Origin of the sequence: Kordiimonas sp. (genome assembly GCF_965216265.1) — a bacterium.
GTDB lineage: Bacteria > Pseudomonadota > Alphaproteobacteria > Sphingomonadales > Kordiimonadaceae > Kordiimonas.
In genome coordinates, this window is record NZ_OZ244153.1 from 1,451,540 (window position 1) to 1,477,366 (window position 25,827).

Annotated in this window: 24 protein-coding genes; 10 read left to right on the top strand and 14 right to left on the bottom strand. The window is 55.3% G+C overall.

Going from position 1 to position 25,827, the window contains the following annotated elements:
* Window positions 1-6: 6 nt before the first annotated feature.
* The gene (locus ACOOGA_RS06635) at window positions 7-897 is read left to right on the top strand and encodes a sterol desaturase family protein (RefSeq protein ID WP_417461184.1); all 891 of its coding nucleotides are present in this window, start codon (window positions 7-9) and stop codon (window positions 895-897) included.
* Window positions 898-958: 61 nt separating this feature from the next.
* The gene (locus ACOOGA_RS06640; protein WP_417461185.1) at window positions 959-1,432 is read left to right on the top strand and encodes a YybH family protein; all 474 of its coding nucleotides are present in this window, start codon (window positions 959-961) and stop codon (window positions 1,430-1,432) included.
* Here the strand turns inward: ACOOGA_RS06640 and ACOOGA_RS06645 are convergent.
* The 7 genes from ACOOGA_RS06645 to ACOOGA_RS06675 form a co-directional block, all read right to left on the bottom strand.
* On the bottom strand, window positions 1,429-2,097 hold the full coding sequence (locus ACOOGA_RS06645; protein WP_420430030.1) for a helix-turn-helix transcriptional regulator: 669 nt from the start codon (window positions 2,095-2,097) through the stop codon (window positions 1,429-1,431). The two genes, ACOOGA_RS06640 and ACOOGA_RS06645, sit on opposite strands and share 4 nt — an antisense overlap.
* Before the next feature lie 160 nt (window positions 2,098-2,257).
* Complete coding sequence (dmeF, locus tag ACOOGA_RS06650; RefSeq protein ID WP_417461187.1) at window positions 2,258-3,157, bottom strand: CDF family Co(II)/Ni(II) efflux transporter DmeF; 900 nt, start codon at window positions 3,155-3,157, stop codon at window positions 2,258-2,260.
* Window positions 3,158-3,200: 43 nt separating this feature from the next.
* Window positions 3,201-3,464 carry a DUF5676 family membrane protein gene (locus ACOOGA_RS06655; RefSeq protein WP_417461188.1) on the bottom strand — a complete coding sequence of 88 codons (264 nt, stop codon included), beginning with the start codon at window positions 3,462-3,464 and terminating at the stop codon, window positions 3,201-3,203.
* 68 nt (window positions 3,465-3,532) lie between these two features.
* Window positions 3,533-3,919: a MerR family transcriptional regulator gene (locus ACOOGA_RS06660; RefSeq protein ID WP_420430031.1), complete on the bottom strand. Its 387-nt coding sequence runs from the start codon at window positions 3,917-3,919 to the stop codon at window positions 3,533-3,535.
* Window positions 3,920-3,966: 47 nt separating this feature from the next.
* On the bottom strand, window positions 3,967-4,701 hold the full coding sequence (locus ACOOGA_RS06665; RefSeq protein WP_417461190.1) for a PepSY domain-containing protein: 735 nt from the start codon (window positions 4,699-4,701) through the stop codon (window positions 3,967-3,969).
* A 47-nt stretch (window positions 4,702-4,748) separates the two neighbouring features.
* A complete protein-coding gene (locus tag ACOOGA_RS06670; protein WP_417461191.1) occupies window positions 4,749-5,153 on the bottom strand; it encodes a heavy metal-responsive transcriptional regulator in 405 nt (134 codons plus the stop codon).
* A gap of 4 nt (window positions 5,154-5,157) precedes the next feature.
* On the bottom strand, window positions 5,158-7,641 hold the full coding sequence (locus ACOOGA_RS06675; protein WP_417461192.1) for a heavy metal translocating P-type ATPase: 2,484 nt from the start codon (window positions 7,639-7,641) through the stop codon (window positions 5,158-5,160).
* A 257-nt stretch (window positions 7,642-7,898) separates the two neighbouring features.
* On the opposite strand from ACOOGA_RS06675, the gene ACOOGA_RS06680 reads away from it, so the two are divergent.
* The 3 genes from ACOOGA_RS06680 to ACOOGA_RS06690 all read left to right on the top strand — a co-directional run bounded on the left by ACOOGA_RS06680 (window position 7,899) and on the right by ACOOGA_RS06690 (window position 9,110).
* Window positions 7,899-8,036, top strand: a complete 138-nt coding sequence (locus ACOOGA_RS06680) for a DUF2933 domain-containing protein (protein WP_420430633.1) — start codon at window positions 7,899-7,901, stop codon at window positions 8,034-8,036.
* Between the two features lie 6 nt (window positions 8,037-8,042).
* A complete protein-coding gene (locus tag ACOOGA_RS06685; protein WP_417461193.1) occupies window positions 8,043-8,678 on the top strand; it encodes a methyltransferase family protein in 636 nt (211 codons plus the stop codon).
* A gap of 69 nt (window positions 8,679-8,747) precedes the next feature.
* Window positions 8,748-9,110, top strand: coding sequence for a hypothetical protein (locus ACOOGA_RS06690; protein WP_417461194.1), 363 nt, complete (start codon window positions 8,748-8,750; stop codon window positions 9,108-9,110).
* 54 nt (window positions 9,111-9,164) lie between these two features.
* Here ACOOGA_RS06690 and ACOOGA_RS06695 read toward each other — a convergent pair whose 3' ends face one another.
* Genes ACOOGA_RS06695 through ACOOGA_RS06725 form a run of 7 tightly spaced genes read right to left on the bottom strand, consistent with a single transcriptional unit; the run spans window position 9,165 to window position 17,921 of the window.
* A complete protein-coding gene (locus tag ACOOGA_RS06695; RefSeq protein ID WP_417461195.1) occupies window positions 9,165-10,277 on the bottom strand; it encodes an ABC transporter permease in 1,113 nt (370 codons plus the stop codon).
* Window positions 10,278-10,283: 6 nt separating this feature from the next.
* Entirely contained in the window at window positions 10,284-11,405 is a 1,122-nt protein-coding gene (locus ACOOGA_RS06700; RefSeq protein WP_417461196.1) for an ABC transporter permease, read from the bottom strand.
* Complete coding sequence (locus tag ACOOGA_RS06705) at window positions 11,402-13,117, bottom strand: ATP-binding cassette domain-containing protein (RefSeq protein WP_417461197.1); 1,716 nt, start codon at window positions 13,115-13,117, stop codon at window positions 11,402-11,404. Before ACOOGA_RS06705 ends, ACOOGA_RS06700 begins: the two co-directional genes overlap by 4 nt.
* Window positions 13,101-14,141, bottom strand: coding sequence for an efflux RND transporter periplasmic adaptor subunit (locus ACOOGA_RS06710; protein WP_417461198.1), 1,041 nt, complete (start codon window positions 14,139-14,141; stop codon window positions 13,101-13,103). The genes ACOOGA_RS06705 and ACOOGA_RS06710 overlap by 17 nt, the downstream gene beginning before the upstream one ends.
* Window positions 14,138-15,040, bottom strand: coding sequence for a ribose-phosphate pyrophosphokinase (locus ACOOGA_RS06715; RefSeq protein ID WP_417461199.1), 903 nt, complete (start codon window positions 15,038-15,040; stop codon window positions 14,138-14,140). The genes ACOOGA_RS06710 and ACOOGA_RS06715 overlap by 4 nt, the downstream gene beginning before the upstream one ends.
* Window positions 15,040-16,560 (bottom strand): thymidine phosphorylase family protein, encoded by a 1,521-nt coding sequence (locus tag ACOOGA_RS06720; protein WP_417461226.1) that lies wholly within the window; start codon window positions 16,558-16,560, stop codon window positions 15,040-15,042. Before ACOOGA_RS06720 ends, ACOOGA_RS06715 begins: the two co-directional genes overlap by 1 nt.
* A 2-nt stretch (window positions 16,561-16,562) precedes the next feature.
* Complete coding sequence (locus ACOOGA_RS06725; RefSeq protein WP_417461227.1) at window positions 16,563-17,921, bottom strand: MBL fold metallo-hydrolase RNA specificity domain-containing protein; 1,359 nt, start codon at window positions 17,919-17,921, stop codon at window positions 16,563-16,565.
* Between the two features lie 459 nt (window positions 17,922-18,380).
* On the opposite strand from ACOOGA_RS06725, the gene ACOOGA_RS06730 reads away from it, so the two are divergent.
* The 5 genes from ACOOGA_RS06730 (at window position 18,381) to ACOOGA_RS06750 (ending at window position 25,807) form a co-directional block, all read left to right on the top strand.
* Window positions 18,381-18,647, top strand: coding sequence for a hypothetical protein (locus ACOOGA_RS06730; RefSeq protein ID WP_420430032.1), 267 nt, complete (start codon window positions 18,381-18,383; stop codon window positions 18,645-18,647).
* A gap of 129 nt (window positions 18,648-18,776) precedes the next feature.
* The gene (locus ACOOGA_RS06735) at window positions 18,777-20,051 is read left to right on the top strand and encodes a TolC family protein (protein ID WP_420430033.1); all 1,275 of its coding nucleotides are present in this window, start codon (window positions 18,777-18,779) and stop codon (window positions 20,049-20,051) included.
* On the top strand, window positions 20,044-21,543 hold the full coding sequence (locus ACOOGA_RS06740) for an efflux RND transporter periplasmic adaptor subunit (RefSeq protein WP_417461202.1): 1,500 nt from the start codon (window positions 20,044-20,046) through the stop codon (window positions 21,541-21,543). The genes ACOOGA_RS06735 and ACOOGA_RS06740 overlap by 8 nt, the downstream gene beginning before the upstream one ends.
* 18 nt (window positions 21,544-21,561) lie before the next feature.
* Complete coding sequence (locus ACOOGA_RS06745) at window positions 21,562-24,738, top strand: efflux RND transporter permease subunit (RefSeq protein ID WP_417461203.1); 3,177 nt, start codon at window positions 21,562-21,564, stop codon at window positions 24,736-24,738.
* Entirely contained in the window at window positions 24,731-25,807 is a 1,077-nt protein-coding gene (locus ACOOGA_RS06750) for a DUF2231 domain-containing protein (protein WP_417461204.1), read from the top strand. Before ACOOGA_RS06745 ends, ACOOGA_RS06750 begins: the two co-directional genes overlap by 8 nt.
* Window positions 25,808-25,827: the final 20 nt, after the last annotated feature.

A 25,827-nucleotide genomic window follows, 5' to 3' on the forward strand; every position in this document is an offset into this window, starting at 1 on the left:
AGTTCGATGTTTCTATTGAGAGAATTCATCAAGGTGGCCTATGTGCCATCGATGCTGGGCGGCTTTTTGTCCGCAGCGCTTTTTGTGGTTTCAAATGGCTTTGGCTATGCCTCGTTACTGGCGCTATTGCTTCTTGCAATTGGCGTCTCATTTTGCCTGGAGCGCATCGTGCCCTACGAAAAGCAATGGAATGAAGATCGTAACGACCGATGGCGTGATCTGGCGCATGCTACTGTGAATGAAGCAGCCAATGCGTCTTCTGTTGCATTGTTGCCCTTGATTGTAGCTGTTGTGCCCGGATTTGACGTTTGGCCGACCGCCTGGCCGATGTGGGGGCAACTCTTGCTCGCCATCCTGATTGCCGACTGCGGTATCACGCTTGTGCACTACGCGAGCCACATCTATCCGACCTTGTGGCGCTTCCATGCGGTGCATCACAGCGTCAAACGCATGTATGGTTTTAACGGCCTAATGAAACATCCACTTCATCAGGCGATCGAAACGCTTGGTGGCACCTTCCCACTTATCCTGACGGGAATCCCCCTTGACATTGCGGCGCTGCTCGCCTTCGCGATCGCAATCCAGCTGCTCTTGCAGCACAGCAATGTGGATGTGAAGATTGGGCCGCTCCGCTTTCTACTGGCTCTGTCACCCCTGCACCGGTTTCACCATATAAAATGGCCAGTGGAAGGCGATGTGAACTTCGGCTTGTTCACCACAATCTGGGACCGGCTACTGGGAACAGCCGTTTATGACGCCAACCGCCACTTCACGTCAGGCGACCTCGGAATCGGCAAAGAGCCAAGCTATCCAACCACCTATGTTGCGCAACTGCTACAGCCGTTCAGGGCGCCCGCTAATATAAATGCGCCAGCATCAAATCAGGCTGCCGAATAGGTTATTATTCAGCATGAAAAGCCTTTAGTATCAGTGTAGTAAGAAAAAGGAGAGGAACTACATGAAAACACTGATCTGCGCAGCACTCATCGCGTTTGGGTCTATGTCTGTTTTTGCCTCCACGGAGGATGAAACAGCCATCAAGGAAATTATCGCAGCCATTGAATATGGTTGGGAAAATGGCGACGGAGAGCCGTTCCGCAAACATTTCCTCGATTTTGAAGGGGCGCGCTATATCGAGTCCGGCGGCCAGAATGAGGGGCTGGACGATCTGGTTACCAACCATGTGGAGCCCGAGAAAGACGCCCTTGAATTTCTAAGCCTGGATTTCTCAGACATTGAAATCCATTTCGAAGGCGGTTTTGCCTGGGCTGTTGCCGACACGCGCGTCAAAGGCAAAGTACGTAAAAATGGCCGTGAGTTCGACAAGGCCGGGCGACAGACATTCCTGTTCCGGCAAATTGATGGCGAATGGAAGGTGGTGCACACGCACTCTTCAAGCCGCGATTACAAACCCAAAAAGCACGAACACTAGGGTGACACGACCGTCATCTTGATTTTAAGAAGACTATCCGCGGGGGAGACACCGAATGTCTCCCTCATGGTTCTTGAGAAATGAGCAGAATCCGCAAAGCCTGCCTTATGGGCAGCTTGGGTTGCATCTGCTCCCGCGCCAATCTCGGAAACCGCAACATTCAGACGCCGCCACATGACATACCGCCGGAGCGGCATACCGATGATGGCGCGGAACAGTTTCGTAAAACTGCTTTTGGACATGCCGGCAGCACGCGCGACCATATCCAGTGTGACCTTGCCGCCAAGCGCGCCGTCGACGGCCTCAAGGGCGCGGAACATCTTGGGGTTGTCAACTGTGGACATGCCCTGCCGCAACGCTAACAGCCACGCCGAAAGGGGTCTACTCTCGCCCTCGCTTCCGTCGAGTAAGGTTGGCTCAATATAAAGCAGATCAAGCGGCCGCTGGCTTGGCGCAAGCATATGCTTTGCATTCGACGGGACAAGGAGAAAACGGCCCACCATCTGGCGATCATCAAATGTCACCGTCGCCTCGCAGGACTCAGAAAAGACAAGTTGGACAGGGTAATGTGCATGGAAAGTCGTATCGCCCGCGGGCCCATGATAATGCGCCCACCCTTGCGCAAGCAGGAGCTTTCCTTCCCATTGGGTTTTATTGCTCACCATCCGGCACTCCTCCCGATAGCCTACCCGCTTGATCAGCTAGAGCAAGAGCTTTCCTGATACCAACGAGGAAGACCCAAGCTCCTGGCCACTAGAAATTAAAATTGACTATATAACCTTGGAATCGAAACGCCCGTCGCCAACGCAACTCAATCTAACGGCACTAATACACCTCGACCGTCAGGTGGCAGATGCCGATCTTTTCAGTGATAATCTCCTTATAGTGATCTGGATGCTTTGGTGTGTTCGTCATAATCGAGACGATGGCGGAGAGCTGGTTCGAGTTCAGGCGCCAGACATGAAGGTCCGCCACCTTGTCATCCTCGTTGCCCTCAATCAGACTAACGATCTTCTCACGTGCGCCGGTGTCGTCATGCCGATCCAGGAGGATCGCCGCCGTGTCCTTGCCAAGGCCTATGGCCCAGCGCGTGATGATGACCGCGCCCACAATACCCGTCATTGGATCCATCCAGACCCAGCCGAGTGACTTGCCAGCAAAAAGCGCGATGATCGCCAACACCGACGTGAGTGCATCCGCGAGCACATGCAGGTAGGCGGCCCGTAGATTATGATCATGATGGTGGCCATGGCTGTGACTGCCATCATGATGATTACCGCCCAGCATGAAGGCGCTGGCGACATTGATCGCAAGCCCCAACACCGCGACGGCAATCGCCTGGTCAAATTGGATGGCCTCCGGCGCGATCAGCCTCTCGACTGATTCAAGTGCCATCAAAAGCGCCACGACGCCAAGGACGATCGCACTCGAATAGCCGCCCAACACGCTGACCTTGCCAGTGCCGAAGCTGAAGGCTTCACTCCTGGCATGCTTTCGCGCATACGCGTAGGCAAACAGCGTGATCCCTAATGCGGCAGCGTGGGCACCCATGTGCCAACCATCGGCTAGAAGCGCCATTGAGCCGAACATGAGTCCCGCAGCAATTTCTCCCACCGTCATAATAACTGTTAGCCAAACCACCCGCCGGGTGCTTTTCTCTGCCTTTTCGCCGGCACCATGAAAATCATGGCTATGCATCCACTGGTCCATATTGTCCGCGTGCATTTCCAGATTCCTCATTTACTATTCAAAGTCCGGCGGCGCATCATCAAGCGTCATCGCCAAACTTGTTGTAAAAGGCACCCAAAAACCACCCAGTTATCCAGGCAAATGCTGTCCAGATTACAAGTCCAAAGGTAAAGCCATAGAGTGTTAGGGTCCAGCTGTGCGCCCCCATATCCAAATGGACCATATGTCCTGTCGTCGACATCATCATAACCGGCAGTACATATACAAGCAGGCTGCAGATCGTCCATAGGATTGCTGCCGTTGCAGCACCAGCATTTGCCATAGCGATTACGTTGAGTTTCATCTTGGTGATCCTTTCCCTGATCTTAAACTCTCCATCTTGAGCAATGACACAGGCGTGTCGGTTGCTGTCTAAGAAGCATTCCTTTCCCCGAACATTTTCCACGCTACGTCCGAGCACTTCTCACCAGCCTTCAACTCTCTCAGCACTGTTTCCAAGCGGTCTGACAAAGCCTGCCTTGCCTCAAGGTCTCCAAGTATCGTATCGACAAAGGATTCATCATCCAAACTCAACGACTTTTTCTCATCACAGATAGAAAGCAAAGTGACCAATTGATGAAGCGACAACCCCAAGGATTGAAGATCATGCAAGAAACGAACCTGTGCGGCGTCATCTTTGCTGTACATCCTGTAGTTGGAGGGCTTCCTCGCAGGTGCTGGAAGAAGCCCGCGCCTTTCATAGTATCGAATAGTATCACTCGGCACACCTGAGTAGGCCGAAAAATCCGATATCTTCATTGTCTTTTCCAAAGCCAGCATCCTTTCCAGCAGCCACCGGGCAGCACCTAAAGCCGCTTCCTCCGTCCGAGGAGCCAGTTGAAATCTCGCCGATAGAAACGGAAAAACACCAGCCCCAGCCCCGACAGGGTGAATAGTGCGGCACTTAAGGCGAAGGTCATAATCAGCGGATTGTTAAAATTCTCGCGCTCATCATAGTCCATGATGTGTAGCATCCAGAAAAAATCATATAAGCGCCATGTGGCTGATCGCCTAGCCAGAACACGCCCCTCCACTGGCGACACATAGATTGACGTTGTGTCCTTGTCCGCGAATTGTACCTGCCAAACTGGAAGTGGGCCACGATAGTCGATCGTGTGTTGATCGACGAGTACCGCCGACGTTATGGACACATCGGGCTTAAAATCCGCCTCTGCGACACGACGGGCCAGCCGTTCATCAACCGGCGGCAAGACATGCCCCGATTGGGCATCCACGAGCGTAACAACTTCGGCCGCCTGTATTATCCTGACAACAGGCCTTTCCAACAACGTCATGTAGGTTGCCCGCGTGATCGGCCCTTCAACCCGCTTGGCGATTTCCGCTATTGGCAAAAAGCTATTTAGCTCCATCAACGCAATAGAGGACTGTTCTTCAACATTGTGAGCGCCGCGAACAGTGTCGATCGGGATCCAACTCATGACCACGCCGCCTACCGTCCAGGCAAGGACCTGAAGGCCGAGGACCAGGCCGATCCACTTGTGGGTTTTAGCAAGAAATTTATGAACCTGTTGTTTTTTCACGGTTTGTTCCCACTCGAAACGAGCTTTAGCAAATTTACGCGCATTGGTTAGTCGCCATACAAATGATTGATTATGCTACAGTCCTGAAGCGGCTGATCATTGCCAGGACAATAATTTGCCAACACTTCCAAATTCTGCTTGATCTTGGTCAGAAGAGCCAGCTTGCCGTCGATCTGTTCAATCTTGTCTCTTGCAATCTTGTTGACGGCTGCGCAATCAGCCGCAGGACTCGCTGACAGTTCCAGGAGCTCCCTTATTTCTTTAAGTGTAAAACCTAAAGACTGCGCCTCCTTCACGAACTTAAGCTGCCTGACATTTTCCGAGCCATATACCCGATATCCGGCGCTGGTGCGCTCAGGCGTGGGGAGGACATGGCATCGCTCATAATACCGTATCGTTTCAATGCCAACGCCGGTCGCGTCAGCAAGTTTTCCAATCGTCAGCTGTGCCATGACTTCACTCCTGGAGCCGGATCGACTTCAGCCTGAGCGAGTTACTGATCACCGACACAGAACTCAGGCTCATGGCCGCGGCCGCGAACATGGGCGAAATCAGGAGACCCAGCCAGGGATACAGAACACCGGCCGCAATCGGCACACCAGCGGCGTTATAGACGAGCGCAAAGAACAGGTTTTGCCTGATATTGCGCATCGTGGCGCAAGCCAGCCGCCGCGCCCTGACAATCCCGGTCAGGTCCCCTTTCACAAGGGTGAAGCCCGCACTTTCAATCGCCACGTCAGCACCGGTCCCCATGGCAATTCCCACATCGGCCTGCGCCAGCGCGGGCGCGTCATTGACACCGTCGCCCGCCATGGCGACACGGTGTCCCTGTTCCTGAAGTTCCCGAATAATACGGGCTTTGTCTTCCGGCAATACGTCGGCACGGATATCATCAATCCCGAGCCTTGCGGCGACGGCCCGGCCAGTGCGTTCATTGTCGCCCGTAGCCATGATTACCGTCAGTCCTTCTGCGTGAAGTGCCTTAAGGGCATCTGGTGTGGTTTCCTTCACCGGGTCCGCTACCGATACAAGCCCCGCTATTTCACCATCGAGCACGACAAACATGACGGTTTCGCCCTCATCGCGACGAGCATTGGCGGTATCGGACAGTGCCCCACCATCAATCCCCATGCCCTCAAGCAGTTTGGCGTTCCCGAGCGCTACGGAAGTGCCGTCGATCACGCCTTTCACGCCCTTGCCGGTCACCGCTTCAAAATCGTCGGCAGCCACAAGCTTCAGGCCGCGCTCTTCCGCGCCGGATACAATGGCTTCTGCCAGCGGATGCTCGGACCCGCGCTCAAGGCTCGCTGCAAAACGGAGCACATCCTCTTCGCTGTGCCCCGCCTGCGGCAACACAGCCACCAATTTGGGCTTGCCCACCGTCAGGGTCCCGGTCTTGTCGACAATCAGGATATCAACTTTGGCAAAGCGCTCGAGCGCTTCTGCATTTTTGATCAACACGCCCGCCTGTGCGCCGCGGCCGGTAGCTGTCATAATCGACATCGGCGTTGCCAATCCGAGCGCACATGGACATGCGATGATGAGTACAGCGACAGCCGCAACCAAGCCATATGACAATGCCGGTGCTGGCCCCCAAACAGCCCAGGCGATAAAGGCGAGCACAGCAATAAGAATTACCACCGGCACAAACTTGCCCGCAACAGAGTCTGCCAGTTTCTGGATTGGTGCCCGGCTCCTTTGCGCATTTGCGACCATCTCGACAATCTGCGACAGCATGGTGTCCTTACCCACACGTTCCGCTTTCATGATCAGGCTACCCGTTCCGTTGATCGTGGCACCTGTGAGTGTATCGCCTCCCACCTTCTCAACAGGTACGGGTTCGCCTGAAATCATGGATTCGTCGACCGACGACCGACCTTCGAGCACAACGCCGTCTACTGGGATCTTGTCGCCGGGCCGCACACGAAGGCGATCACCAACGGCTACATCTTCAAGCGAAATCTCTTCCTCCCGGCCATCATCGCGGATTCTCCGGGCGGTCTTGGCCGCCAGGTCCAGAAGCGCCTTGATGGCAGCACCGGTGCGCTCCCGCGCGCCCAACTCCATCACCTGTCCAAGCAGCACGAGGGTCACGATCACAGCACCCGCTTCAAAATAGACTCCCACATGGCCTTCCGGATCGCGAAACCCATCAGGGAAGATACCAGGTGCCAACACCGCGACGACGCTGAAAAGATAGGCTGCGCCGGTCCCGATCCCGATCAGGGTGAACATATTGAGGTTACCTGTAACAAAGGATTGGGCCCCACGAACAAAGAAAGGCCACCCGGCCCACAAGATCACCGGCGTGCCAAGGGCGAACTCAATCCACAGCGTCAGACGTTCCCCAAAGATCTCACGAACGCCACCAAGGCCGATATACGGCCCCATGGATAGCACCAGAAGTGGTACCGTGAAAATTGCCCCCAACCAGAAACGGCGCTTGAAGTCGACCAACTCCGGGTTTGGGCCTTCATCCCCCGCGGGCACACCCATGGGCTCTAGTGCCATACCGCAGATGGGGCAGGTTCCCGGACCCACCTGTTGGATTTCGGGATGCATCGGGCAGGTATATATCGTGCCTTCCGGCATCGGCTCCGGGGTCGGCATGTCACCAAGATATTGGGCAGGATCAGCCACGAACTTCTGCTCGCACTTTTTCGAACAGAAATAATAGCGATCCCCTTCATGCTTTTGAACATGGGACGCCGTGCCCCGGTCGACAGTCATGCCGCAGACCGGATCTTTGGCTGTTGTATATGTGTCTGGTTCCGCCTCGAATTTGGCCTTGCAATGATCGCTACAGAAATAATAGTCATGCCCGGCATGGCTGACCTTGCGCTTGCTTGCAGCCGGGTCGACCGACATGCCGCAAACGGGGTCATGGACAACGGGTGCATCGTGACCGGCGTGGTGATGATGGTCGTGGTGCTCACACATGGGCGAAACTCCTGATCAACGGTGGATTCGCCGGAAGCCTAAAGCTTCTAGTAAGGGTAAGGTCAATAGGCTTTCTGCATTTTTTTGACCCTCTGAAAAAATAATGCGCCTGGAGATTTCCTGCCTTGACCTTCCTGTAACTGGAAGCCCTAAGCTCGTGCTAAACCTTTCGGAGGGCGACCATGAAAAATTCTCCAGGCTTCTTTCAAACACGGATCGGTTTCGTGTTCATCGTGTTCCTAGCGATCGCTGGTTTGATGTTAGTTTATGAACATAGGGCTCATATAACACTCGGTGGCAATGCGCCGTTACTGCTGTTGTTGCTGCTATGCGTAGGAATGCATCTGTTCATGCATGGGGGTCATTCTCACCATGACCACAAGGATGAGGAGTAAGTCGCCATGGATCATTCATCGTCCTATGGGCTCTGGAGCCTCGTGATCCTGAACTCGGCCATTTTCATATTCTTTGCTTTTAGCTTCACAAAGCCAAAGACGACAACTGACTGGCGCTCCTTCGGTGTTTTCAGCGCTTTCATTGTCGCCCTCTTCACTGAGATGTACGGCGTGCCACTAACGATCTATTTCCTATCCGGATGGCTGCAAAGCCAATTTCCTGATGTGGACTGGTTCGCGCACGATTCCGGCCATCTGCTGGAGATGATGTTCGGCTGGAAAGCCAACCCGCACTTCGGTCCTTTCCATATTCTGAGCATGGTTTTCATCGGCGGCGGGTTCTTGCTGCTGGGGGCGGCCTGGAACGTCCTATATCGGGCACAAAAGACAGGAACGCTGGCGACCAGCGGCCCCTATGCCCGTATACGGCACCCCCAGTATGTGGCTTTTGTTCTGATCATGTTTGGGTTCCTCCTGCAGTGGCCGACCATCCTGACGCTCGCGATGTTCCCTATACTTCTTATTGTCTACTGGCGACTGTCAATCACGGAAGAACACCAGGCAGAAAGGGATTTCGGCGAAACCTTCACACGGTATGCCGAGCACACACCACGCTTTGTCCCGAATCTGACAGGCGCCTGATCCTCTGCCGCATCAATCCCAACATTTGGAATTTCCAAACAGACCACAATCAATCCTCAGGAGGTTTTCATGAAAAGCAAATCAATCGTCACTACATTGGCAGCAGCCGCTATCGGCCTGTCGCTCACAATGCCGGTTAATGCCCACGACGGTGATCATAAGGATGATCACAAAGATAAGGCGGGCCATATGATGATGAAAGACGGCATGATGATGCGGGATATGATGCGCAAGCATATGAAGGTCTGCATGACCGAGAAAATGGAAATGGATCATGAGACTGACCCAGCCAAGATCCGCAGCAACATGATGCTGCAAATGGATGAATGTATGTCGATGATGCCAATGGACCAAGGGATGAAAAAGGGCATGGACAAGGATGACATGAAACAAGAAGGCGAGAAGAAGAAAGAGCACGATCACAACCACTGATCGCCCAGTCCCTTTCCTTTAAGCGGTGTGTCGCCTTGGCACACCGCTATGACATCAGGAGAGCTTGCGCCGAAACATCCAGGCACCGGCTGACTGGGTCACAATAGCAATCGCGAGCATTGGCCACATATGGCCGACCACATCACCTGCTGGCACAGCCTTTAGGAACACGCCGCGACAGATCGCAATGAAATGCGTTATCGGGTTGGTTTGAGTGACAGCCTGCAGCAAGTCGGGCATGTTCTCTACCGGTGTAGCATAGCCAGAGAGCAGGATGGCTGGCACCATATACATGAATATCCCGATAATGGCTTGCTGCTGCGTGGACGCAAGCGATGATATAAACAACCCGATACCGATGATGGCCGCAAGATAGAGCGTCATCGCGGCAAATAACAGAAGAACGGAGCCTTCAAACGGCACGCCCAGGACAAGGATACTGAGGATCAGCATCGCCAGCGCGCTTGTCATGGCAATGATCAGCGCGGGAATGGTCTTCCCAACCAAAATCTCAAACGGCCGCAGCGGCGATACCAGCAACTGCTCGAAGCTTCCCAACTCACGCTCCCGAGCGACCGAGAAAGCAGACACCATAAAGCCCACCGTGGCGATTAGCCCAGCAAACAGCCCCGGCGTGCCCGACCAGATGGTATCAAAATTCGGATTGAAATAGGTTCGGGAAACAATCTCACTGGGTGGGGTCCCACTCCTAGGCGTCCGCGCCTCCATCTCGGCATTGAAGGTGGCAACGATTTCCCCTGTATAGCTCGCCAGTATTTGCGCAACGTTCGATCGGCGGCCATCCAGAATAATCTGCACGTTTGATGTCTCGCCCTGTGCGACCCGTCTGGAAAAATCCGACTGGATGTGAAGCACCATCAATGCCGTCTGGTTTTCGATGACCTCGCCAATTTCCTTGTCGCCTGCCAGATAGGTTACATGCGTGAAGGTCGGGGCCCCGACAAAGCGCGACACCAGTTCGCGGGATTCAAGGCCCTGATCCTGGTTGAAAACTGCAAGTGACACATTCTTGACCTCCTGCGTCAGTGCGAAGGCATAAATCAGCAACAGGAACGGGGGCGCCACCAGCAACAGGAACCGGGTTTGTCTGTCCTGGATGTTGGCCCACAATTCCTTCTTGATCAGCGCATAAAGTCGGGTCCACATGGTTGCCTACTCCAAATCCGTTCTGGTTTTCTTGACGGCCACCATGAAAAACACCAAGCCGATCAGCGCCAGGACCAGCGTGTCCGTCACGATCACGTCACCCGCATCCCCCGCCAGGAACAGCGTTTGAAGCGTCGAGACAAAATATTTGGCCGGTACAATATAGCTGATCCCCTGAAGAGGGGCTGGCATGCTGTCGACCTCAAAAACAAAGTTCGAAAAGTAAAAGGCAGGAAGAAAGGCTGACAGAATGGAAATCTGGGCGGCGATCAGTTGGCTTCGCGAGATGGTCGAGATCAGCAGCCCCATACCAAGCGATGTCCACATGAACACGGCTGACGTCAGCCCCAACACCCAGAAGGATCCCCGGAACGGCACAGCAAAAAGCCAGATAGCCACCCCAACCGATAGGACCATGGATACCATGCCCAACAGGAAATAAGGCGCCAGTTTCCCAAGAAGCAGTTCCCACCGGCCGATCGGGGTGGTCAATAACGCTTCCATCGTACCGCGTTCCCATTCCCGCGCCACCACAAGGGCGGTCAACAACGCGCCAATCATCGTCATGATGATCGCCACGGACCCAGGCACCAGATAATTCTTGCTGGAGGCTTCCGGGTTGTACCACAGGCGGGACACAAGGCCTACAGGCGGCGAGTAGTCGATCCCGTTGCTAGAAAGCTCCTGGCCAAGCCACGACGCCCACACAGCCTGCACATAGCCACGGATCAATTCCGCGGTATTGGCGTCCGTCCCGTCCACCAGAACCTGGATCGGAGCCGTATCCCGGCGAAAGGCGCGGCGAGAAAAGTCAGCGCGCAGCACGACGATGCCCTTCAGCTCACCCGAGACTAGCTTGCTTTCCAGGTCCCGCACATCGCGACCGGTTGCCACACGGAAGTAACTGGACGTCACCAGCGAGGCCGTAAAGCTGCCGGTCTCGGGCGTGGGCTGCTCCACCACTAGGCCAATATCATAGTTGCGCGGATCGAACGTGACGCCGTACCCAAACAGGAACAGCAAGGTAAGTGGTAGAAAGACGGCAATGATCAGACTGCTCGGGTCTCTTAAAATCTGCCTGCTTTCCTTACGTGCCAGCCCGAATATGCGCCCCATGTTGAACTTCATGCCGCGGCCTCCTGCCTCGCGACCAGTGAGACGAATGCGTCCTCAAGCGTAGGATTGGGCAGATCAGGGGCACACACTTCTGATTTCAGGGCATCCGGGGCACCTGCAGCGATGATCCGGCCCTTATTGATCAGGGCCACTTGGTCACAATATTCGGCTTCATGCAGAAAATGGGTTGTCACGATAATAGTGACACCTCGACTAACCATGGCGTTGATATGCCCCCAAAACTCGCGCCGTGTTTTCGGGTCCACACCAGAGGTCGGCTCATCGAGAAAAAGTATATCCGGCCCGTGCATGACAGAGCAGGCGAGCGCTAGGCGGCGCTTGAATCCCAGGGACAAATCGCCCGCACGCCCCCCATGGTGGGCAGCTAGTCCAAAAATGTCGCTGACGCGCTCAATGGCAAGCTGGGCGCTTTTCCTCTTCAGCCCATAGATGCCCGCAAAAAAGGTGAGATTCTGTATGACACTCAAGTCGCCATATAGGGCAAAGCCCTGTGCCATATATCCGATCCGGCCACGCACCTTGCTCGAGGCTTTCCTCAAGTCTAGGCCTGCGACTGAAGCATTGCCTGCGCTGGGCTTCAAAAGCCCGCAGAGCATCTTGAAGGTAGTGGATTTTCCCGCGCCGTTCGGCCCGATCAAGCCGAAAATCTCACCCCGTCCAACTGAGAAACTGACCTGATCTGCCGCAACGAAATCGCCAAACCGGCGTGTCAATCCATCAGCGTGTATCGAGACGTCGTTACCGTTGTGCGCCACTTTCTGCATGTCCGCAAAGGGCGAAGCGCTGAGGCGTGCACCTCCGAGCAAAGTTATAAAGGCGTCTTCAAATCGCGGTTTAACGGGCACGATAACGGCATCGCCGTCAACATCCAGAGCGCGCGGTGTTAGCCTGTCTGCGTCAGCGGCCATAAGGAAGCGAACCTCATGCCCCTCGATCGTCGCGTCAAGCACGCCGTCCTGCTGCATAACCTTGACCAACATCCTGCGCTGACCCGACGCAAGACCCTGCACGACATAGCTTTGGCCTTCCATGCAATCGGTCGCCACACCAGGGGGACCGCTATATAAAACCCGTCCACTTTCCAGCAACAACACTGATGAGCAGCGCGCCGCCTCGTCCAGATATGCGGTGCTCCACACGATCGCCATGCCTTGGCCCGCCAATTCCTGCTTCATCGCCCATAGTTCCCGCCGCGAAATTGGGTCCACACCCACGCTTGGCTCATCAAGAAGCAGTATTTTGGGCGTTCGGATCAAGGCACACGCAAGGCCAAGCTTCTGTTTCATGCCACCGGAGAGACGCCCAGCGAGCCGCTCGGTAAAAGGACCAAGGCCCGTAAACTGCAAAAGCGTTTCATAGCGCGCCGGTCGCTCCGCCTTAGCCAGCGATCGCAAATCGCCATACAGCTGTAGGTTTTCCATGACCGTCAGGTCTTCATACAGGCCGAAATGCTGGGGCATATAGGCCAGATGGTCACGCCTCCTGCCTCCATCACACCTATCTTCGCCATCAACCAGTATGCGTCCTTCATCGGGGGTAAGAAGCCCCGCCATCATCCGAAGCAAGGTGGTTTTGCCCGCGCCGTCAGGACCAACAATTCCTGTTATCTGGCCTGGCATCAGGCTGGCGGACACGTCCTGTATTGCAGCACGACAAGCACTAAAGCTCTTGCTAACCGCTTGTATGTCAATCAGCGGCTGCACCGGCCACAGCCCCTTTCGGCACAAGGACCACAGTCACTGGCATACCCTGCCGCAATCCATCGTCATCACCGTCCACGATCACCCGAACACGATAGACAAGGCGCGTGCGCAGTTCCCTGGTCTCCACGGTTTTGGGTGTAAATTCCGCGACGGGCGATATGAACCCAACCTGGCCTTCATACGCGCCCCCGGAATCCGTCTGCACGGTTGCTGTCATGCCGGGTGTGATGAACCCAAGCTGAGGTTCTTCCACATAGGTGCGAACCCAGACCGGCGAATTGAGGCTCAGGTTCAGGATTGGTTCCCCCGCCTGAACGATCGCACCGGGTTCCCGTACGCGGGTGAGTACGGTGCCTTCGTTTGGTGCATACAGCTCTGCATCTTTAAGTCGACGTTTTGCGAGCGACAGCGAGGCTGCATCCGCAGTATGAGCGGCGCGAGCTCGCGCGATTTCCTCCTGCCGAGGCCCGGCCTTGACGAGTTTCAGAGTCTCGATCGCAGACCGAAGCCGTGCTTCCGCTTCAAGGAGCGCTGCCTCTGCATCCTCATGCGCCTGATGGGCAGTAAAACCATCCTCGGCCAACTCAGAGCGGCGCTGCACGGTTCGACGGGCATTCTCAACCGTCGCCTGCCGTTCTTCCACAAGCGCTAGCGCCTGTGCAATTTCTTGGGGCCGCGCGCCGTTTTCAAGCTGCTTGAGCGCGGCGGCACTGCCATCGGACTGTGCTTGAGCAAGCGCGACGTCGTCCGCAAAATCGGGCTTTTCAAGGGTTGCCAACTTCTGGCCTTGCGTCACCCGATCCCCTTCTTCGACCAGCACCTGATCTACCCGACCGGATACCTTGAAACCCAGATTGACCTGCCGCACATCCACGTTGCCATAGAGAATGATCTGTTCGGGAACACAGATCGCTGGCGCACCACCTGCCGCACAGACGCCGTCATTCTGCTGCCAAAACCAGGCTACAGCGGCAACGGCAGCCACAATCGCGCCTATTGCGATATATCGGAGTGTCTGATTCACAATACCCCCTGTTTGGTGCTGAGAAGCGTCTGTATCCCGCTGGCGATCAGACCGGTGAGGTCGATTGCGTTTGTGGGATGCGGCACAGCGTTGCAGGTGACGATCCTCACCCCCCTATTCTTCAGTGCCTCATACCCATCGCCAGCAAAGATGGCATGCACACCAATACAGATGGGAGGCTTCATGCCTGCATTCTTTAGATGAAAGACGGTTTCGATCATCGTCCGGGCTGTTGAAATGATATCGTCCACCAACACCGGCGTTCTATCGTGCCACTGGTCGGCCTGCGGCACGCTGACCTCCACATCGCGGTCTCCATGCCTGACCTTTCTGAGCACAATGAAAGGCATGTCAGCGACCTCCGCCACAGCCTTCACCCACTGTTCGCTTTCTCCATCCGGCCCCACAAGAAGGGCGTCTGGCACATTGTGCGCCATCCATTCACCGATAACAGGTGCCGCATGAAGCGCACTGGCTGGAATAGAATAAATTTCTGACAAGCTCTTGCGCCTGTGCAAATGCGGATCGACCGTTACCATCCAGTCCAGCGCGGTGCTGACCAGTTTGGCGAAGGAGGCAGAGGTGACCGCCTCGCCCTCACGGAACCGTTTATCCTGGCGCATATAAGCCAGATAGGGCGCAACAAGGCCAATATCTTCAGCGCCAAGGTCATGCAGGAGATCAGCCGCGAAAATCAGTGCTAGAACCGTATGGTCAGGTCGCGCAAGATCAGCAACCAGCACCGCTCTGTGGCCTGCACATAGCGTATGGGCCCGCACATATATTTCGCCATCGGGGAAATGGCGCACTTCTAGCCTACCAACCTTGGCATCTGCCCGGCGCGCCAGATTTTCCGCCAATTCTTCCGCCCCCGGCAGCGCATAATAGATAAATCCCATTAGCTGACCTCCACGGCAATAATGTCTTGGTTCTGATCCACATAGGCCTGCGCGTATGCCATCTCGCCCGTGGTTTCGGCGTGCATCTCATATAGTTTCGCGCCAACTTCTACCCGATCGCCCACACGCGCCATCATCAGTACCCCTGCAGCTTTAGCATCGGGTGCGCCTAGCAGCTTTGCTACTTGGGCGATGCGGCGGTTGTCGATACCCGCCACCCGTCCGTTTTCTGTCGCCTCAACCGCCCACCGATGCGGCGCGACAGGCGGCTTGGCCAAGCCGCCTTGGGCAGCACAGATATCTTCAAATTTCTTGAAGGCGCATCCGTCTTCCAAGGTGGCAGTGGCGCGGGCAGCACCTGCCCCGGCATCAACACAGCCCGCCATTTCAAGCAGGCACCCGGCAAGGGTGATGGCGCGGTCCCGCAGGTCTTGCGGCGCGTCCGGCTCGCACCTGAGGACAGACAGCACATCCCGCGCCTCAAGGGCCGGGCCGATACCGCGTCCTACAGGCTCTGTCCCATCACTTAAGACCGCGTGCGCTTTCAGGCCGAAAGCCGCCGCAACATCCAGAAGGCTAGCCTTCAGTTTCTCTGCAGCCTCAAGGGACCGCACCTTGGCCGTCGGCCCATAAGGGATATCAAGGACAAGGTGGGTGGCCCCGGCGGCTATCTTTTTCGACAGAACCGAGGCAACAAGTTGGCCGTCGCTATCGATATCAAGCGCGCGCTCAATGCGGATCAGCAGATCATCAGCCGGGCTGAGGCGCACCGCCCCACCCCAGGCAAGGCAGGCGCCTTCACTTGCCACCACCCGCCGGATGGCCGCAAGGTCAAGGTCAACCTTGGTCAACACCTCCATCGTGTCCGCCGTGCCAGCAGGCGAGGTGATGGCTCTCGACGATGTTTTGGGCATCAGAAGGCCGTTCGCAGCAACGATGGAAACAATAATCGGCGTGGTCCGGTTGCCAGGCAACCCGCCGATACAATGCTTATCGACTACTGGCGTGCGCGACCATTCAAGCCTGTCGCCCACGTCAACCATGGCCTTGGTCAGCGCAATGCGTTCTGCTCCATCCAAATCCTGGGCCGAGCAGGCAGTGATGAAGGCTGCCGTTTCCACATCGGAATAACGGCCCTCGGTTAGGTCCCGAACAATGGTTGAAAGGTCGTCTCCCTCGAAGGCCCGACCATAGATCTTGCCGCGAACTTTGCGGAGCGATTCCAGAAGTGCGGGGTGAGAGAGTGATATACAATCTCCTTCGCTTGCATCCAGAAACTCCCATGCTCGCTCAGAGAGGCTTGCCTCCCCGTCGGTCAACAGATCGGAGTTGACGTGATGGATGGTCGCGATGATGAACCTGTCACCCATGTCCACGCGGACACGCGCCTGCGCGTTGAAGCCTTCTGCCCGACAAACTGCGCAGTCGTCACGCATATAGATGATATGATCAGAGCGACTGTTGATGCCGAGCCGCTTCAGCCGGATACCCAGATGGCATGCCCCTGCTTCCCGTGGCATGGTCATGGCAGCTCAACCTCCTGCCCCAATTCCGGGATTTCACAGTGCCAGCCAAGTTCGTCCCTTATGCGGGCAGCGAGTGCAGCCGACGCCTCAGGTTCACCGTGGGTGACAAAGGTGGTTTTGGGCGAGTGCTGTAACCCAGAAAGCCATTCAAGTATTTCGTCGCAGTCAGCGTGCGCCGACAAAGCATCAAGGTTTTCCACATGCGCATTTACCGGAATGTAGGAACCATGGATCTTGATCTGGCGTGCGCCCTCGACCATTGCGCGGCCGCGAGTGCCCGCAGCCTGAAACCCAGTGAACAGGATCGTGTTCTGCCGGTCCGCAACATAATGCTTGAGATGGTGCAAAATCCGACCGCCTGTCGCCATACCGCTTGCAGAAATAATGATCGAAGGCATCGCAAGATAGGTTAATTTCTTCGACTCCTCGACTTTACGGGTATATTTGGCAACAGAGCAAGCTGCCTTACATTCCGTATCAGAAAGCCGGTGTACTTCGCGATTGTCACAATAAATCTTGCTGGCATTGATAGCCATCGGGCTATCAAGGAACACCGGCAAGTCGGGTATTCGCCCGGCCTTCTTTAGCCTTGACACATAATAGAGAAGCGACTGGGTTCGCCCGACGGCAAAAGCCGGTACAATCACCGAGCCGCCGCGGGCCGCCGTGCTGGATATTATGTCGGCAAGCCTTGCTTCAACGTCAAGATCTTCATGTTTTCGGTTTCCATAAGTGGATTCCACAATCAGATAATCTGCACTCTCAACCTGTGCCGGGCGAAGCATCACCGGGTCTGCCAAGCGCCCAAGATCTCCAGAGAAGACAATTGTGCGGCCCTCCATCTGCAACGAGATGGTGGACGCTCCCAGAATATGCCCCGCTATCCGAAAAGTTGCCTCAATACCGTTCTGCACATGCATCGGATGGTCGAATTTCTGTGACCGCAAGAGTCCAATCACCTTTTCAGCATCTTCACTGGTGTATAGTGGGCGCGCCGGTTTGTGCTTAGAAAAGCCGTAACGATTCGCGAATTCGGCATCCTTTTCCTGCAGGTAGGCACTATCACGCAGCAGGATGCTACAAAGATCGGCCGTGGCACCGGTGCAATAGATAGGACCAAAGAAGCCCTCTCTCGCCAACAACGGTAGATGGCCAGAGTGGTCGAGGTGCGCGTGAGTCAGCAAAACTGCATCAATAGTTGAGGGAGCGACCTCAAGCGGTGCCCAGTTCTTTAGCCGCAAGTCCTTGAGCCCCTGAAACAGCCCACAGTCCACCATGATTTTGGAGTCCGCTCCTGACAGGAGATATTTAGACCCTGTAACGGTTCCCGCCGCACCCATGAATGCCAGTTTCATCATTGGATATCTCCTTTTCTGTTGCGCCACAATGGGGCGGCAGCCATATGTTCGTGTGGACTCAAAACTGCCCCTCACACTATAGATGGCATGAAACGCAACTGCGGATTGACCGTCGTCAATTGGAGGCGATTATTCGCTTTCACCCAGCTCCGGGCAGGCGGCATGCCTGGCTATCTATAATCTCAATGCAGGCTAAACCTTCCACAAACTGGAAGGTCAAACAGGAATTTGGTTTAGCGACACACGCCACGATCAACTCGATGTGAACAGTGAAAAGCCCCTTGACCCTGAACTATGGTACAGGGGTATGCTTCTAGATATGCGATTCGTCAGACACATACATAGCGCGCTATTGGCTACGCTTCTGCTTGTCTCCCTCGCCAGCGCTCCAGTGATGGCGAAAGTGGCGGCGCATGCATGTTGCCCAGAAACAGAAATGTCTTTTCAACGATATATATGGACGGCGCGCTCATCCATAGCCAGCATGTCAAAAGCATGGCGCAAGACAATGCTCATGACGATCATGACCGCAGCTCTTCCAAAGCTCCCTGCAGTATTGCCTGCTGTGCGAGTTTCGCCAATATTGTCGTACTGCCCGATCCTTTGGGTAAACAGGACGACCACTATGGTGCGGCACCAATTTATGAGCTGACACCCCAAGTTGGCCTTTCTGTAACGCACTCCATCGTTACCCCTCCTCCACGCCTCCTGGCCCTTTCTTAAGGTAGTATTGGCCAGCCAATCTGCCCTTATGCTGGCGTATTTTGCGTCGCCAGCCACCTATTCCTGTCCTTTGTCAGTTGAGGTTTAGACATGTACCGACAGACACCCTTGGTCGCTATCGCGGCTATTATGATGGCCGTTCCGGGCTTGGCATCGGAAAATGCCACGCCCATAGAAGTTGCGCCTGCTACTTCACCAGTTGCAATACAACAAGATAAGCACCAACCCTCCCTTACGATGAAAGAGGCCGTTCGGCTGGCGCTCAATTCTGCCGACCCATATCTTCTGGAGCCCGGCGTTCGCGCTGCCGCCCAACAGGACCGCGCCGTGGCTGACTCGCAGTTGCCCGATCCCAAGTTCCGGGCCACATTCGCCAATTGGCCAACAAATAGCTTTAGCTATACCCAAGAACCGATGACCCAGCTTCAGTTGGGACTGAGCCAAAGTTTTCCAAAAGGCGATACGCTCAAGTTCAATCGCCAGAAACGGCAGGCATTGGCAGGATTGGAACAAGCCAGGCTGGACCTACGCCGACGGGAGGTTGTGCTCGACACGCGACAAAACTGGCTTGATCTCTATTATTGGACTGCTGCCCGGGAAAAGGTCCTGGCCAGCAGAACGGCCATCGCCGAACTGATCGAAGTCATTGAAGCCATCTATGCGACGGGTCGGGAAACCAGCCAGGACGTGTTCCGTGCGGAGCTGGAGTTAAGCCTGCTGGATGACCGGCTGGTCGAAATAGACCGCCAAGATGCAATGGTGCGAGCCCGACTTGCCCGCCGCATAGGGCAAGTCGCGGCCACCAGACAGGTTCCCGCGTCACTACCATCAATGCGTCATCCTTCCGATATCGCACCACTGACGGAACGCCTCAGCCAACACCCTGCGGCCCGTGTCCAGGAGGCCAATGTAACCGTGGCAGACAAAGACGTTGGCGTGGCCCGCGAGCAATATAAGCCTGGCTGGTCAGTGAACGTGGGCTATGGCGCACGCGGGGCTGATAGGACCGATCTGGCCACCGTTGGTGTCGTGATGGATGTGCCCATGTTTACCCAAAAACGCCAAGACAGACGCCTGTCTGCTGCGAAGAAAGACCGGCAGGCCGCCCAGTTGGGGCATGACACCGTCCTTCTAGACCTGAAGAAGATGCTCGACAGCAGCTATGCCGATTGGCAACGGCTGCAGAAACGCGTTGGCTTGTTCCAATCCGTGGTCATTAAGCGAGCAAAGGAAACGACCGAAGCGTCCCTGACATCCTACCAAAATGGGATCACCGACTTTGCAGAACTTGTTCGGGCCCGGCTCGCTGAACTGGATGCGGAGCTTAGTCTGCTCAAGCTCCAGAGCGAACGCATGAAGGCCCAGGCTCAACTATTATTCCTCGAAGGGGAAGACGATGCGTAAGACATTAATGATCGCCACGGCCACGCTTGCGGTAGGGATTACCCTTGGCTATGCGGGCAGTCAACTAACAGCGCCAGGCGCTAGTGAAACTGCTGGTTCTGCCAAATCCGGCGAGCGCGAAATCCTGTATTGGGTTGCGCCGATGGACGCCAACTATCGCCGCGACCAACCAGGTAAGTCACCGATGGGGATGGACCTGATCCCAGTCTATGCCGATGAAGCCGGTGGCGGGGGTGACGCAAACGCGCTGAAAATCAGTGCTGCCGTTGTCAACAATCTGGGCGTCCGGACAGCGGCGGCCACCGTTGCCGATATGACCCGAGAGATCGAAACCGTGGGCTATATCGACATGGACGAAGACAAGACCGCCCATGTCCATGTTCGGACGGCTGGCTGGGTTGAAAAACTGTACCGGAAGGCCGTAGGTGAGGAAGTCAGGAAAGGCGAACTGATTTTCGAACTTTATTCACCTGAACTGGTGAATGCCCAGACGGAATTCCTGCAGGCAATTCGCCTGAAACAGGAGGGCCTGACCCGGGCCTCGCAGGAACGCCTGCGGGCCCTGGGCATGACAGACGGCCAAATCTCGGACATTCGAAAAAGTGGCACTGTCAAACAGCTTGTTGAGGTTCGCGCCCCTCAGGACGGGGTCATTGTGGACTTGAGCATTGGCGAAGGGATGTATATCCAGCCCTCCAAAACCGTCTTCTCACTCGCTGACCTTTCAACCGTGTGGGTTATGGTTGATGTGTTTGAAGGCCAAAGCGACTGGGTCGCTGAGGGCCAAAAGACAATCATGCAACTCCCCTTCCTGCCGGGTGAAACCTGGGACGGAACGGTTGACTATGTCTACCCTTTGGTTGACCCAAAAAGCCGGACCGTGCAGGTGCGTCTCGCATTCCCAAACAAGGATGGACGCCTGAAGCCCAACATGTATGGCGAGATCAGCATCATGGCAGCGCCTGAGGCCGATGTATTGTCCATTCCGCGCGAAGCCCTCATTCGTACAGGCAAGACCGACCGGGTTATTCTGGCACTGGGGGATGGCCGTTTCCGCCCGGCGGAAGTTGTCGCTGGCCATGAAAGCGGCGACCGGGTCGCCATCAAGGGAGGCCTTAGCGCAGGCGAAAAAGTTGTCACATCAGGCCAATTCCTGATCGATAGTGAAGCCAGCATCAACAGTGCCTTCCTGCGCATGCTCGACGCCGATGCTCCCATAGCTGACATGGTCATGCAGGATGGCGAACCTACGGCTTCACCTGACGAAGCGGAAATCCATCATGGCATGGGGACGGTCAATTCGATTACCGGCAGCACCGTCAATCTGACGCATGATCCGATCCAGTCATTGGGCTGGCCTGAGATGACCATGGATTTCACGGTCGCGCCAGAGGTGGATCTTTCCATTTTCGAGCCAGTCGACCGGATGCACTTCCAACTTCAACAAGGCGAGGATGGGTCCTTCATCATCGTCTCAGCCATGAAAATGTAGAAGACGGAGTTTGAACCCATGATAGCCAATCTTATTCGCTGGTCGGTTCAGAACCGTTTTCTGGTTGTGATCCTGACACTTCTTTTCACCGGTTGGGGTGCCTATTCGCTGTCGAAGACGCCACTTGACGCCATCCCCGACCTTTCTGACGTACAGGTAATCGTCAAAACCACCTATGCGGGCCAGGCCCCACAGGTGATTGAAGACCAGGTCACCTATCCGCTGACCACTGCCATGCTGTCTGTCCCTGGTGCGGTAACCGTGCGCGGCTACAGTTTCTTCAACGACAGTTATGTCTATATTATTTTTGAAGATGGTACCGACCTCTATTGGGCACGGTCACGCGTTCTTGAATATCTCAGCCAGGTTGCTCCCACATTGCCTGAAGGCACGAGAACCGCCCTTGGCCCGGACGCAACGGGTGTTGGCTGGGTGTACCAATATGCCCTGGTGGATCGCACTGGACAACATGACCTTGCCGAACTCAGGAGCATTCAGGACTGGTTCCTCAAATATGAGTTGCAGACGGTGGCAGGTGTCTCAGAGGTTGCCACCATCGGCGGCATGGTCAAGCAATATCAGGTAGTGGTAAACCCGAACCGCCTGCGTGCCTATGATATCCCGCTTCACATGGTCAAACAGGCCATCAAGCGCGGCAATCAGGAAACTGGTGGCCGCGTGATCGAGATGGCGGAAGCCGAATATATGGTCCGTGCCTCGGGTTATATTGGCAACATCAAGGACCTGGAGACCATTCCTGTAGGTCAGACCGCCAATGGCACCCCAATTCTACTTAGGGAAGTAGCGGACATTCGCATGGGGCCAGAACTCCGTCGCGGCATTGGAGAGCTAAATGGTGAGGGTGAAGCCGTAGGTGGCGTGATCATCATGCGCTGGGGCGAAAACGCGCTGGCCACCATTGACCGTGTAAAAGAGAAACTGGAGCTCCTCAAGGACAGCCTGCCAGAAGGTGTGGAGGTTGTAGAAACCTACGACCGTTCGTCGCTGATTGAGCGGGCTGTCGACACGCTGAATGAAAAGCTCATCGAAGAATTCATAGTCGTCGCGCTTGTGTGCGCTGTATTCCTTTTCCACTTGCGCTCTGCGCTTGTTGTCGTGCTCAGTCTCCCTGTTGGCATTCTTGCGGCGATTATTGTGATGAACGCTCAAGGTATCAACGCAAACATCATGTCGCTCGGGGGCATCGCAATCGCCATCGGCGCCATGGTGGACGCCACCATTGTGATGATCGAAAACTTCCACAAGCATATGGAGGAAGAAGAAGTAACCAGCGCGAACCGCTGGGAGGTTGTCACCAAAACCGCGGTAGAGGTTGGGCCTCCACTCTTTTTCTCGCTCCTGATCATCACTTTTAGTTTCGTGCCGATCTTCGCGCTCGAAGCACAAGAGGGTCGGCTTTTCCATCCACTGGCTTTCACCAAGACCTATGCCATGGCCGCAGCGGCCGCCTTATCGGTCACCTTGGTACCTGTTCTGATGGGGTATTTCATTCGCGGCAAGATCTTGCCCGAACACAAAAACCCCATCAACCGGGGGCTGATCGCTGCCTATCGCCCTTTTATCGGTATGGTGTTGAAGTTCCCGAAAAGTATGGTGATGGTAACACTCGTCATCATGATCAGCGCTTGGTATCCGCTCAGCCATATCGGTGGCGAGTTTATGCCGGACCTCGATGAAGGCGATCTTCTGTATATGCCCAGCGCTTTCCCTGCTGTTTCAGCAGGGAAGGTCGCGCAAATTGTCCAGCAGACAAATAAACTGATTAAGTCGGTCCCTGAAGTGGAGGCAGTGTATGGCAAGGCGGGACGCGCTGAAACAGCCACCGACCCGGCGCCGCTCACAATGATTGAGACCACCATCAAACTGAAGCCCAGAAGCGAGTGGCGCGAAGGGATGACGACTGAAAAGCTGAAGGCCGAACTGAATAGCCTCGTTCAAGTCCCAAGCCTCACGAATGTATGGATTATGCCGATCAAGAACCGGATCGACATGCTGGCAACAGGCATCAAAACCCCCGTGGGGATCAAGGTAGCAGGACCTGACCTGAATGTGATTAGCGAAGTTGGGCAACGGATTGAAGCGGTGATGAAAAATGTGCCTGGCACCGCATCCGTCTATGCTGAACGTGTCACTGGCGGACGCTATGTCAACGCTGACATCGACCGCGTGAAAGCCGCACGCTATGGCCTCAATATCGCGGATGTGCAGGAAGTGATCCGCACCGCTATTGGCGGCATGTCGGTGACGGAAAGCATTGAAGGGCTGGAGCGCTACCCCATCAACTTGCGCTATCCACGAGAATACCGGGACTCACTTGACCGCTTGCGCGCCCTACCGATCATTACTCCGATGGGAGAACACATACCGCTTGGGCAGGTTGCCACGATCAGTGTCTCTGGTGGCCCTGGCGTCATTCGGTCCGAAAATGCCCGTCTGAACGGCTGGATTTACGTGGATATCGCTGGTGTCGATATCGGTTCTTATGTGAAAGAAGCGCAAAAGGTGGTCCGGGAAAAGGTCGATCTGCCCGCGGGCTATTCGATCGCATGGTCCGGCCAATATGAATATATGGAACGGGCGAAGGCGAAACTGAGTGTGGTGGTCCCCGTCACACTGATCATCATCCTGCTTCTATTGTTCATTAATTTCCAGAACCTGACGTCGGTTCTGATCATCATGGGCACACTGCCGCTTTCACTCGTCGGTGGCATCTGGCTGTTGTATCTTTTGGGCTATAACCTGTCCGTCGCCGTGGGCGTGGGCTTTATCGCCCTTGCAGGTGTCGCGGTAGAGATCGGCGTCTTGATGATCGTTTATCTCAATCAGGCTTGGGAAAAGGCCAAATCCAACGCCGAAAACGAAGGGCGGCCACTGGTCGTTGCAGATTTGACAAACGCAGTTGTCCAGGGTGCCCTTATGCGGGTTCGACCGATCATGATGACCGTAGCTGTCATCATCGCGGGTCTGTTGCCCATCATGCTCGGCTCCGGCACCGGGTCAGAAGTTATGCGCCGGATTGCGGCCCCGATGGTGGGCGGCATGGTCAGCGCCACCATCCTCACGCTTCTGGTAATCCCTGCCATGTATCTCCTGTGGAAGGGGCGTGAAGTGAAACAGCTATCCAAACAGGCATCCATCACATCCAACTCAGTACAGGGAGGCGAAAATGACTGATCTAATTATTCCCAATTGGCACCCGTTGCTGGTCCATTTCACGGTGGGCTTGACCGTAAGCTCGGCACTGTTTCTTGTTTTGTCGAAACTCGTACAGAAGAAGCATGTCACGATATTCGAAACTGCCGGGAAATGGACCCTGTGGCTGGGCGCAACCATCACTGTCTTAACTGTGTTGGCTGGCATACAGGCCTTCAACAGTGTCGTCCATGACGATATTGCGCACAAGGTGATGAAGGTCCATCGGGCCTGGGCGCTAGGGACGGCAGTCGCGATAATCTTGGTTGCGGTATGGGTCTACAAGTCGAAGGCTATCTCAAGCGCTATCATCGCGGCCAGTCTGGCGCTCACAAGTCTTGTAGGCGTGACCGGCTATTTGGGGGCAGAGCTTGTATACCGCCACGGCTTGGGCGTCATGCGCCTGCCTGACACAAGTGGTGAAGGTCACGATCATGGCGGCAACGCGTCACACGACCACGAAGGCCAGGAAAGCACCGAAGATGAAGATCATCACGATAGTGGTCATTCACATGATAAAGGTCTCGAAGCCGTGCAGGAAGATAAGGATGTCGGCCATAGCCATGGGGACGGCGGCTACGCGGGCGACAATCCCGCCCAGATGGCAGACACAGAAATGCATAGCGACGAGGCTGACGTGCATCAACACGACACCCAAACGTCGCGGGAAACGTCCGCTCTTGGCTTCGTAACACTGTTCCAGCAAGCCTTATTCAGTGGGGACTTTGACAGGGTGGCCAGCAGCTTTGCACCCGACGCCACCGTATTCGAGAACGGCAAAAAAGAAGCGTCGCTCAAGGGCTATCTGGAACACCACTTGAAACCCGAACTACCGATGTTGAAGTCCGCTGACCGGCAGGTCATAAGTCAAAACGTCATCGGTGGGGAAGATCTCGCAATTGTAACAACGTCCTCTATTCTCACCATTGAAAATAAAGGCCAGCAACACCGCTTCAACAGCATCGAGACGCTAGGCATCTCTGAAGGGCCTGACGGATGGAAAGTGGTACACGCCCATTGGTCCTCCCGCCCGATTTCTGATCAAAAATAATAGCAAGTCAGTGTCAAAGG